Source organism: Prevotella pallens (assembly GCF_900454935.1).
GTDB lineage: Bacteria > Bacteroidota > Bacteroidia > Bacteroidales > Bacteroidaceae > Prevotella > Prevotella pallens.
In genome coordinates, this window is the sequence record NZ_UGTP01000002.1 from 125,584 (window position 1) to 135,459 (window position 9,876).

Below are 9,876 nucleotides of genomic sequence, written 5' to 3' on the forward strand. Positions count from 1 at the left end.
AATTTTATAATATACCATTGAACATTTGCTTTGTAAGCCCATTTGGTAGCTCAAGCTCCCTAATGAGTAAATGGTCTATTGCATAGCAGAGAATATCCACATACTCATCGTGTACCTGTGTAGGGAAACCTGCAACCTCCTCCACAAAGTCCTCAACCCAATCGCCATCTACCAGCACTACACGCCCACACTCAACTTTTGGGCTGCAAGTTGAAAGCCTTGTTGCCTTGCTATCCGTTGGAGTTGGTGTTTTTGTTACGTTTAAGTCCGTACTGGCTCTTAGCTGCTGCACAACGCTTATACCGTTTGCCTTTGGCTCAATGCGCAACGTACTGTTGCGTTTATTAAAGCCCCACGTTTGGCAATAGTCGGGCAAAAAGGCTATGAGGTCGGGAAATGTTTTCCACACCTTTTGAGCGTGATAGATGAACAACTGTTGCCCAATCTTGCAACAAGCCAATATACCGCTGGGGTCGTTGTCTGTTTTCTTTTTGCGCTCATCAAAAGCCGTATCAAGGAAAAAGTGCATTGTTGCGCCCCCTCGCATAGCCTCGAATTGCGCACGGCTAATGTGTTGAAACCAATCCTTTTGTATTATGTTACCCTTTGCACTGGCTGGGGTTTGCTCATATTGCCCTGCATAGCCTCGTGTACCCAAATCAACCCTTGCCTCACTCAATACCTCTGCATCTAATCGCACTGGGTCTAATAGCCCATTTACATAACGCTCTTTAAGCTCTGCTGGCTTTACATTATCGCTTACCTCTGCTGGTAGGCAAATGTGCTTTATTTTGTCAGCTTTCTTTTTGAGCAAATAACCTGTTACATCTTCCTCGTGCAACCTCTGCATAATGGTAATTGTAGGGGTGTTCTTTTTGTTTACCTTACGAGTGGAGAGAGTTTTGGTAAATTCTGTTGCCTGTAAGCGTAACGGCTCACTATCCGCCTGTTTTGGGTTCTGTGGGTCGTCGTTGATGATAATGTGTGCGTGCTTACCAGTTACAGCAGAGCCAGTAGAGGTAACATAACGCTCTCCTCCAGCTGTGTTGCCATAAAAACCTTTACCCGATTTATCACGCCTTATGGCAACTTGTGGGAAAAGCTCTCTATACTTCTCACTCGTAATAATATCCTTACTCTTTTGCGCTTGGTCTAAACTCACATCAGAGCTATACGAGCTGGAGATAACACGCAATGTAGCATCAAGTGTCCATAACCACGCTGGGAACATAATAGTAGCTATGGTACTCTTAGTAGTGCCAGGGGGTATATTTATGATTAGGTCGTATGGCTTTGGCAAACGCTTTACTATGCAATCTGCCAGCTTTTGCAACTCATCACACAAGTACTGGATATGCCAGTTAAATACTGGTTCTTCGGGGATAATAACCGACCAAAACGTTTCTACAAATCTGTAAAAACGCTTCTTGCACATATAAGCCTGCACCTCGTTAAGCAGCTCATCTGTGGGTACTATGTTATTGTTCTTTTTTATCACGCTTTGCAGCAATCTTATAGAGCGTGGTTAGCTCCTCCTCGCTCAAATCCTCGATGTTTAATTTCGCCTGTGTGTTGGCTGGGTTTAATGGTGTGCCATTAGCACCTGTAACCTCCCTCTTATCGGGTGCATACAAGCCCAGTAATTTGCGCCTCTCTGCCAGTTGTTGCCGTATCTCTGTGATGTAGCTAACATCGCCAAATTTGCGTATCTCCTTGCGTTGCTGCTCTATCTCTGTTATGCTATGCTTCTTTGCATCTCCAGCAATAGGGCTGCCTTTCTGCTTGGCTTGCTCCTGCGTGTAGTCTGTTTTGCTTTTCTCCCACGCACTCCATAGCTCTATAATGCAATCATCTATACGCTCAAGCTCTAACTGCATTCTATCCTCTATGTTATCCAGCCTGTACTCTCTCCACTCATTGAGCAGCTTCTTAATGTCGCTCTGTATTGTAGAGGGGTTTGGCAATTTCTCCAGCTGTAACCTTGCTTGCACCTCCTTAGCAATCTTGCGCACGCTGTAACCTCGCTTGTAGAGTTGTGCTACTATTTCAAGGCGTGCCTCTCTTAGTTGCCTCTGCTTGCGGTGCTGTCGGTCGTTAAGTTCTTTAATATCCATAACCTCATAAGTCTTTTATTAGCTCTATAAAACGCTTATAGTACTCCATATTGCAACTTGATAACTCTATGTAGCTCTTGCCATATTCGGGGAATGTATGGATTGCAAAATGGCTCTCTGATAGTAGGTACAAACAGGTGTAGCCTTGTGGCTTAAAATGATGCTCGGTAACATCTAAAATATGGAAGCCACATTTATCCAACACCTCATCAAAAAACTGTCGTAACTTCTTACTCTGCGTTTCCTTTATCCACTCCGAATGATTCCAAATCTTCGCTTGCATACTCTATCTCTTTGTAATTGTTTGGTATCTCTTTAACATCGCCCTTGTAAAATACAAGTACATTTTGGTGGCACTTGCCAACCTTGCGGTTACGCATATAGCGTTGTACTCGTTGTGGAAGAGTACCTATTGGCTCAACGATAATACACTCATTGTAGAGAGGCATACCGTGCGTTGTGAAGATGCGTTTAATATCTCCCACAAAATCGTAATAGTAGCCCTCCTTGCTGCGAATATCGCCAACAACTATAACTGCAAAGCGGTTATCTTTTAAGCACGTTATAGCCCCAGCAAAGGCGTTTTCAAGTATCTTTATAAAGCCCTCGTATATTGGCTGGTTACTCGCATCGTTTGGCTTATCGCTATACACCTCTAAATCGTAGTATGGAGGACAACTAAACAACAAGTCCTGTGTGCCAGTCTTAATGTGCTTACCAACGTTTTGCCCATCATCGCAAATGTAGCGTGCATTCATACCAGCAACACGCTCATTATTAAGCCGTGCCTGTTCCTCTCTCAACTCTACGCCTGTAAAGCTCATACCCAAAGTTGCAGCCACATAGCCAAACACCGTATCGCCTGCAAAGCAATCAAACGCTGCACCACCATCAATGCCAAACCATTTGCAAACTACCTCTGCCATAACAGGGTCTAACAGGCTAACACCGTTATTGATGGTTGCCATACAGTTTGTTTCTCCGTCTGCCAGTGTGCCCTCACGGCTTTCTCCGTAATCTGCAATCTTTTCTCTCCACATAGCTTTGCGCTCTTTCCAGTACCCTTGCCGTGTGTCAAGTATGCTAAACGGAGGAGCTATAAACTTATCTGTTAGCTTGCCGTGCTTCTCTTTCTCCTTGCCTCCAACCTCATTATCACTGCTGCCTGTTGTTTGGTCGGGCTGCCAAACATCCATACCCCATTCGCCCAATAGGTTCTCGTCCCAGTTGTTAGCCAGCATATCCCAGTCCCATTGTCCGAAGCCTAAATTATCCTTGATAAGAAACTCTGCCTGCTCCTCCTCTGTGAGGTTAGAAGCATAGCATACAGGCACAACTGGCTTTTGCTGCCACTCCTGCCAGTACTCCATTAGTGCCTCCTGCTCGTAATCAGTCATACGCTGGTACTTGCTCTGCGCATTGAGGCGTTTAAGTATATCAGCTTTTGTTGCATCTTTTATCCACAGCAATGCTTTTGTGCGCTGGTTGCCACCTAAAACTGTATTGTTACCCTCCAATACAGCAGGGCGAAGCTCAAGCATCTTAGGGAAAACCAACAGGCTCTCCACAAGCTGCATAAACTTATCATCGGTTATCTCTCTTGGGTTGTCGGGGTTGAGTACGACATCTGTTACAAGTATACTATCTACATTCATCGTTTGTGCAATTTGCGTTTAATACGCAAAGAAAACAAAAAGCGTGCAAAATATGCACGCTATATGTGGCTAAAAATTGAAAGTAGAGCTATTTTACCACTAAATACTCCTTAGTGATTGAGATGAAAGCCTCGATAGAGCGACAAAGCTCGTATTTGTAGCCAACACTTTCCAAACTCTTTTGCCACTCCTTTTGAGTTGGTTGTTGCCTACCTGTTGCAGTTTTCATTTCTATGCACAAGCCGTGATACCCTTTCGCTGGATACATAAGTACCAAATCTGGGAAACCTGCTCTTGTACCCATTTTCTTAAACCTTGCAGCCTCTCTTGCATTTCTCCTACCACCATTTGGAGAGTGGTGCAGTAGCTTTGAGAGTTTAGGGTATTGCATACCAAACCAATTTACGCAAGCTATTTGCAATTCGTCCTCATCGTGTTTCATTTTCTTGCCTCCTTTCCTCATAAACCAGTAATACATCCTCAATGTTGCCGTTTGCATCAAGCTGGCTTTGTATGCGAGTTATAACAATTCCCAGCTCATCGTGTAATTTCTGCAACATAGTTGTTGTTACTTTGTGCAGTGTCTTGTTTAACTCCTCCTGTGAGAGCTGCACCTTACATTCTATTGCTGCCATAGTCTAAAATGGTAAATCATCATCATTGCTGTAATTATTCTCTGCTGCCTGTTGTACAGGTTGCGGTTGTGGTGCTGCTTGTACCTGTGGTTGTTCAGCCTTACCTCCACTGTTGGAGAGCAAAACAATCTTTTCGCAAATAACCTCCGTAATGTAGCATTTTTGCCCATTCTTGTTATCATAGCTCCTTGTTCTCATTTTGCCCTCAATGTACACCTGTTGCCCTTTCTTCAAAAAGCGTTCTGCAATAAAGGCGTTACCTCCCCACGCTACAATGTTATGCCATTCTGTTTTCTCTTGCACCTGCGTACCATTCTGCATTGTGTATGCTGGCTCTGTTGTAGCGAGTGTGAACGTAGCAACCTTGTTGCCATTGTTTACCTGTTTTATTTCGGGTTGCTTACCTAAATTGCCAATAAGCTCAACCCTGTTTAGACTTCCCATAATCTTGTTTTTTGTTCTTGTTTTTTGGCAATAGTACTATTACTTAGTATATAATATATATATTACTTATATACCCTACTACTGTAATACTTACTCTGTAATAGGCTCTTTGAGGGCGTTATTTGTGATGCGTTTGTACACCTCATAAGTGAGGTATATATCGTACATTGCATCGTGCAATTTCTCTTCCTCAATCTTTATCCCAAATGCTTGTGCAACGGTGCATAGCTTAAAGTTAAGCATACGGCTTCGCACCTCCATTAGTGCCTGTGTAGCCAGTACCATTACATCAATAGCCGAACTCCAAAACCAACTGCCAAAATAGTTATCCCCATTCTGCACAAACCACGCACGCAAAAACTGGTTATCAAAACTGGCATTGTTATAGCCACAGAGGAAAAACTTATCTGTTTTGTCGTACTTATCAACGTACTTTCCCAGCATCTGCACAAACTCACTGTACACCTCCTGCATAGGTGGGTATTGCAGTATCTCCTCCTTTGATACCCCAGCCACCTGCAAAGCCTCCTCTGTTATGTCGGCTTTTGGGTTTGGGCGTACCTTGTAGTTAAAGGTTTCTTTGATTTCGCCATCAATTACCACCATACCGCTAAACTGGTGTATTCCATTCCTCCAGTACATTGTACCTGTTGTTTCAAGGTCATAAAATAATTGTTTCATTGTTCATTAAAAAGTTTGGGCTGCTGTCTATCAAGCAGCAAGTTATTTACTCTGTTAATTTCTGCATCTACCTCCTTTTCAAGCCTTTTGCTCTCATTTAAGTATGCAGAGGTTTTGCAACGAAAGTACTCCTTTTGAGCCTTACGCATACGCTCAACCAGCCTAAAAAACTGGTATGCCTTTTCTTTACTCATCTATTACCACTTTATCCAAAAGTTGTCGATAGTGTTCGTTCTCCTCCTCCAGCCCTTCTATAATACCTTTGAGCCGTTTAACCTCTTTGTTATACCTCTCACGTTCAAAGCTCTCATAGCTGGTCGGCTTGCAGGTGCATAACTCAATATCACCACTAATGGCAACAGCCCAGCAAGTGGGAATAAGAACCCTACCAACACCCTTTATATTTTCATAATGACATCGCATAAACTATCTATTTACACAAATAAGCTTCTTTGCACGAGTGGAAAAATACATCTTTTTGCCTCTGCACAAAAATTCTTCTTAATCTCAAAGCCGTATGCTCTCCTGCCTAAATTAGCAGCAGCCAATAGTGTTGTACCACTGCCAGCACAAGGGTCTATTACCACATCGCCCTTATCTGTAAATAACTCTATTATACGCTCCAATAGTTTTACTGGCTTTTGTGTCGGGTGTATGCGTGGAGTGTATGTATCACGCTGGTACTCGAAGCAATTAAACACCATAGAGCCGTTATTATTGAACTTTGGCAATTTATCCCTGTATAGCAAAACCCCATACTCACAATTACCAACTACACGCATATTGGCTTTTAGTACCTGTGCAGAGAAGTTTTTGCGGAAAACAAGGTTTATATACTTGCTAAGCCCAAACTCCTTAGCCTTTTGGATAAGTTCAAACTGCTGTTCAAACTCACAAAATACCAGCATACAAGGGCTTTTGCCTGTTTCCTTTGGCTCTTTAACCAGCATTTTAGTGCAAAAGTGTAGAAACTCTGTAATGCGAAAATCTTTGTCCGTATCAAAGAACTCTCTACCTGCCAGCTCACTCTCCCCTTTGCTGTTATCGCCTCCTACATACCATTTGGGGTTTGAGCCATAGGCATCTTTACCTACGTTGTATGGTATATCGGCAATAATGAGTTGTGCCTTTGGTATGCCATACGTTTTGTAGTTCTGAAAATGGTCGTTATATAACTCAATATTTTTCATTTGTACGCTGTTTTAGGTACTGCCTCCACGCAAATTTATTACGCTTTACGGTGTACGCTGTGTTGTACTGGTTTGTGTATGCCTCACGCTCAAAGGATATGCTCCTGTATGCCTTATGCCACTTGCGGTAATAGAGGAGCTTAACGAGAAACTCCAATACATAAAGCAGGTAAAAGCCAATATATAGCAATTCTTTCTCCTGCTCATAGTGTATGCACTCGTGGTTGTAATCCATAGCGGTAAAGGCGACCTTTGCATCTTTTCTTACAATTATCCATTTTAGTATGGTAATTGCTTTGTAGCCTTTGAAAGGAAACCATTTGCAAAAAACTATCTTCATACTTGTACCTCCTTTACCCAGCTATTTTGTGATACTTTTTTGTAGCCTTTAAGCCTCATTACCTCATCACGTGTGCTATCCAAAATCTCATTCACACGCTTATAGCAAAGCCCAATGTATGCAGTGGCAAGGTTGCTCCAAACATCTATGATAAACATTATCTTCTTCATATTTCTTAAGTTTTTATTCAGACAACTCAGGTATTTCCATCTTTTATTGATATTTTCCCGTTACTTCTTGCTATTGTGTGCGTGTTCTTGTCATGCTGCATTATGGCAAAATCTATACTCTGAATCAAGTGGGGATAACTTTTATTTGCCATTGCTCGTGCCAAATTAAGTATTTCTCTCATTTTATAGTCTGTATTCGCGTCAACGATATAATACAGACCTTTTGAAGTATCTATATCCATTTTGTTATTTTTTCAGTCTAATCTCCACTTCTTGCGGAGAGTTTTCAAATGTTACTTCGGGAAACTCCGAATTAGGCAGCTCTAAATCTGCGTCTCGCTCGGAGGTCCAAAAGAATGTCGGTATGTCTCCTTTATCGTATGTATCTAAAATAGGCTTCTGCGTAAACAGCCATAGCCCGTCTTTATCTCTTGCTACCCATGCTTTCATTATTCGCCTCCTTTCTCGTTAAACTTCGGTATTTCACACCAATATGCCACATCAAGTATAAACTCACAATCATCGCAAAATTCACAATGCACCATTCCATTCTCATCGTCCCATGTAGCATAATATGCAAGGAATTGGTTACCATCTTTCGTTATTACGATGAATTGCAGGTCATCTAAATCACCTTTATCCTCACTTGGCAAGTCTCCATTTTCTATACTATGCCACTGGTTAGCCAACGCCCACTCTGCACCTGCCTCAAAAGCATTTCGCACTAATTCCATTTCCTCCCCTAACAGGTAAGGATTTGCTACATCTGCGTACTCTCTTGCAGCTTGTTCTATCATTTTATCCATAGTCATTCGCTTAACTTTTCGTATGTTTTTTCAAATATATCTGGCTTGCAGGGGTAAAACTCCCCATTAACACCCTTGATAATGTAATCTCCAATGTCGGCTTTCATTTCGCCCTCTAAGGTTTGTATGCGTAAACCTTTCTCTTCCACAATACGCTCATACTCGTCCCATTGCCAAAACTCTCTTGTGCTTTCTGCAATGCTCTTTCTGAATGCGATTAAATTACCACCTTTACGGAAACATTCAATTTCCATAAGGTTATTACCATTCCATTGTATGGCTTCAATAACTACTGGTTTCTTTCTGTATTTCATAATTACTTTTTCTTTAATTGATACCTGCGTTTTGTATTACGCTTTTTCTTTATTTTAGCTCTCTTTGATTTGGATTTTAAGCTCTGTACCTTTTGGTTGAGCCAATCAGCCTCCCCATTCTCAATAGCTACTTTGAAATCAATGCTATTTACAAGCTGGCTGGTTGTCATTAGAATGCTCCATTTTATATAATTTCTCTCGGAGCATTTCATTCTCATACTCCAACTCGTCTATATACGCTTTAAGCTCTCCAACCTCCTGCCTACTATATTTGAGGAGTATATGTACTGGTATCTTTTCCAGTCCGTGTACAGGTTTAGCCCTGTTTATGTTTCTTGTGCTTCTACTATTATTACCCATTGTTATTATATATTATATATTACACACCTATGTAAGTATTACTACCTGTGTAGTAGGCTATCGGTGGGGCTTTCTTCTCACACAAAACGAGCGTGTCCTATGCCAGTACGTTTTTGGCTTATGTACCACTGTGTTTGTATGGAGTTTAGGAGAGTACCCCCAGCCAGTTTTGCGTAAAATCTCCATTGCCTCATTGTGATACGCATCATCTTCTATGAATTTTCTAAAATGTAACAAATACGCTCCTCCAATTTCGATATTATATCCGTGCATCATTGGTGTACTGTTTTATAGTATGCCAGCTTAACCACATCATACATTTGCCCTATAACAGCAAAAATATGCACTTTGCCAGCAGTACTGCTTGTTACTTTTATTGCCTCTTTGTTTAAGCCCTCTATTCTGTACCTGTCGTTTGCCGTGTCGCTTTCAAAATGTTTTTTCAAGCATTCCACCAGCTCACAATAAAAAGGCTCTCCAAAGGCTTGTATTAGCTTATCTTTGTTTCTCAATGCAAACCTCATAAACTATCAGCCTTTATGTGTGGTAACAACTTTTGCGTACCTCCTTGCTCGGTCTCCATTGCCTTGTAACGCATAGCCTCCTCTTTGTGCCATTCCTCGGTATTTAGCCACTGCATACAGGGGCGTTTTTCGGGCATGGTAATGGTTGCTATCAAGCCCAGCAACTCTTCGTAAAATAACTCTCCAGTGCGCTTATCGTCATAAGACACCTCAAAGCACCCATTTTCAAGCTGCTTAATTGTTATGTTTCCCTTTGCCATTTCTTTTAATCCAATTTATATGGTTTACTACTTCGCTAACTGCCTCTTTGTTAGCCTTAATTACTTTGCTGCAATGCCTCTTGTATCGCTTCTTTCTGCGTACAACCCAGCATAAATTATCTACACTCAAATGCTCATAGTTGCCATCAATACAGGTAGCCTTGTGTCCTGCTGGCATTTTACTAACAAAATGCTCCAGCACAAGTTTTGCAATTACCACAAGGTGGTACTCATCTTTCTTGCGGAGCGTTACCCTCCTCATACCATAGCCTTTAACTATACGGAGCGTATCAGCGTGTCCGCATTTGCGCACCTTGCCCATATTGCTAACCTCATAGCCAGTGTAACCCTCTACTGGTTTCCAAATTTCTTTATCCATAGCC

The 9,876-nt window shown here is 41.8% G+C and carries 22 protein-coding genes; all 22 read right to left on the reverse strand.

Features of this window, described 5'->3' with window-relative positions:
* Positions 1-4: 4 nt before the first annotated feature.
* The 22 genes from DX009_RS09720 to DX009_RS09815 all read right to left on the reverse strand — a co-directional run bounded on the left by DX009_RS09720 (position 5) and on the right by DX009_RS09815 (position 9,872).
* A complete protein-coding gene (locus DX009_RS09720) occupies positions 5-1,498 on the reverse strand; it encodes a phage terminase large subunit family protein (RefSeq protein ID WP_115083928.1) in 1,494 nt (497 codons plus the stop codon).
* A complete protein-coding gene (locus DX009_RS09725; RefSeq protein WP_115083929.1) occupies positions 1,479-2,114 on the reverse strand; it encodes a hypothetical protein in 636 nt (211 codons plus the stop codon). Before DX009_RS09725 ends, DX009_RS09720 begins: the two co-directional genes overlap by 20 nt.
* A gap of 4 nt (positions 2,115-2,118) precedes the next feature.
* The gene (locus tag DX009_RS09730) at positions 2,119-2,397 is read right to left on the reverse strand and encodes an S-adenosylmethionine decarboxylase family protein (protein ID WP_115083930.1); all 279 of its coding nucleotides are present in this window, start codon (positions 2,395-2,397) and stop codon (positions 2,119-2,121) included.
* A complete protein-coding gene (locus tag DX009_RS09735; protein ID WP_115083931.1) occupies positions 2,345-3,769 on the reverse strand; it encodes a site-specific DNA-methyltransferase in 1,425 nt (474 codons plus the stop codon). Before DX009_RS09735 ends, DX009_RS09730 begins: the two co-directional genes overlap by 53 nt.
* A gap of 88 nt (positions 3,770-3,857) precedes the next feature.
* Complete coding sequence (locus DX009_RS09740) at positions 3,858-4,211, reverse strand: VRR-NUC domain-containing protein (RefSeq protein WP_115083932.1); 354 nt, start codon at positions 4,209-4,211, stop codon at positions 3,858-3,860.
* The gene (locus DX009_RS09745) at positions 4,198-4,404 is read right to left on the reverse strand and encodes a hypothetical protein (protein ID WP_115083933.1); all 207 of its coding nucleotides are present in this window, start codon (positions 4,402-4,404) and stop codon (positions 4,198-4,200) included. Before DX009_RS09745 ends, DX009_RS09740 begins: the two co-directional genes overlap by 14 nt.
* Positions 4,405-4,407: 3 nt before the next feature.
* The gene (locus tag DX009_RS09750; RefSeq protein WP_115083934.1) at positions 4,408-4,848 is read right to left on the reverse strand and encodes a single-stranded DNA-binding protein; all 441 of its coding nucleotides are present in this window, start codon (positions 4,846-4,848) and stop codon (positions 4,408-4,410) included.
* A 90-nt stretch (positions 4,849-4,938) separates the two neighbouring features.
* A complete protein-coding gene (locus DX009_RS09755; protein WP_115083935.1) occupies positions 4,939-5,529 on the reverse strand; it encodes a 3'-5' exonuclease in 591 nt (196 codons plus the stop codon).
* Positions 5,526-5,723, reverse strand: coding sequence for a hypothetical protein (locus DX009_RS09760; RefSeq protein ID WP_115083936.1), 198 nt, complete (start codon positions 5,721-5,723; stop codon positions 5,526-5,528). The genes DX009_RS09755 and DX009_RS09760 overlap by 4 nt, the downstream gene beginning before the upstream one ends.
* Positions 5,716-5,952 carry a hypothetical protein gene (locus DX009_RS09765; protein WP_115083937.1) on the reverse strand — a complete coding sequence of 79 codons (237 nt, stop codon included), beginning with the start codon at positions 5,950-5,952 and terminating at the stop codon, positions 5,716-5,718. Before DX009_RS09765 ends, DX009_RS09760 begins: the two co-directional genes overlap by 8 nt.
* 11 nt (positions 5,953-5,963) lie before the next feature.
* A complete protein-coding gene (locus tag DX009_RS09770) occupies positions 5,964-6,719 on the reverse strand; it encodes a DNA-methyltransferase (RefSeq protein WP_115083938.1) in 756 nt (251 codons plus the stop codon).
* Positions 6,706-7,059, reverse strand: coding sequence for a hypothetical protein (locus DX009_RS09775; protein ID WP_115083939.1), 354 nt, complete (start codon positions 7,057-7,059; stop codon positions 6,706-6,708). The genes DX009_RS09770 and DX009_RS09775 overlap by 14 nt, the downstream gene beginning before the upstream one ends.
* Positions 7,056-7,229 (reverse strand): hypothetical protein, encoded by a 174-nt coding sequence (locus tag DX009_RS13370; protein ID WP_181792349.1) that lies wholly within the window; start codon positions 7,227-7,229, stop codon positions 7,056-7,058. Before DX009_RS13370 ends, DX009_RS09775 begins: the two co-directional genes overlap by 4 nt.
* A 26-nt stretch (positions 7,230-7,255) precedes the next feature.
* On the reverse strand, positions 7,256-7,411 hold the full coding sequence (locus DX009_RS13375; RefSeq protein WP_181792350.1) for a hypothetical protein: 156 nt from the start codon (positions 7,409-7,411) through the stop codon (positions 7,256-7,258).
* A 64-nt stretch (positions 7,412-7,475) separates the two neighbouring features.
* Positions 7,476-7,679 carry a hypothetical protein gene (locus DX009_RS09785; RefSeq protein ID WP_115083941.1) on the reverse strand — a complete coding sequence of 68 codons (204 nt, stop codon included), beginning with the start codon at positions 7,677-7,679 and terminating at the stop codon, positions 7,476-7,478.
* A complete protein-coding gene (locus DX009_RS09790) occupies positions 7,679-8,035 on the reverse strand; it encodes a hypothetical protein (protein WP_147278679.1) in 357 nt (118 codons plus the stop codon). Before DX009_RS09790 ends, DX009_RS09785 begins: the two co-directional genes overlap by 1 nt.
* A 2-nt stretch (positions 8,036-8,037) precedes the next feature.
* Positions 8,038-8,349, reverse strand: coding sequence for a hypothetical protein (locus DX009_RS09795; RefSeq protein WP_181792351.1), 312 nt, complete (start codon positions 8,347-8,349; stop codon positions 8,038-8,040).
* A gap of 2 nt (positions 8,350-8,351) precedes the next feature.
* Positions 8,352-8,519: a hypothetical protein gene (locus tag DX009_RS13380; RefSeq protein WP_181792352.1), complete on the reverse strand. Its 168-nt coding sequence runs from the start codon at positions 8,517-8,519 to the stop codon at positions 8,352-8,354.
* A complete protein-coding gene (locus DX009_RS09800) occupies positions 8,494-8,709 on the reverse strand; it encodes a coiled-coil domain-containing protein (RefSeq protein ID WP_115083944.1) in 216 nt (71 codons plus the stop codon). Before DX009_RS09800 ends, DX009_RS13380 begins: the two co-directional genes overlap by 26 nt.
* A 272-nt stretch (positions 8,710-8,981) precedes the next feature.
* Positions 8,982-9,233: a hypothetical protein gene (locus DX009_RS09805; protein WP_115083945.1), complete on the reverse strand. Its 252-nt coding sequence runs from the start codon at positions 9,231-9,233 to the stop codon at positions 8,982-8,984.
* Positions 9,230-9,493 carry a hypothetical protein gene (locus DX009_RS09810; RefSeq protein ID WP_115083946.1) on the reverse strand — a complete coding sequence of 88 codons (264 nt, stop codon included), beginning with the start codon at positions 9,491-9,493 and terminating at the stop codon, positions 9,230-9,232. The genes DX009_RS09805 and DX009_RS09810 overlap by 4 nt, the downstream gene beginning before the upstream one ends.
* Positions 9,468-9,872 carry an NUMOD4 domain-containing protein gene (locus DX009_RS09815; RefSeq protein WP_115083947.1) on the reverse strand — a complete coding sequence of 135 codons (405 nt, stop codon included), beginning with the start codon at positions 9,870-9,872 and terminating at the stop codon, positions 9,468-9,470. The genes DX009_RS09810 and DX009_RS09815 overlap by 26 nt, the downstream gene beginning before the upstream one ends.
* Positions 9,873-9,876 lie beyond the last annotated feature (4 nt).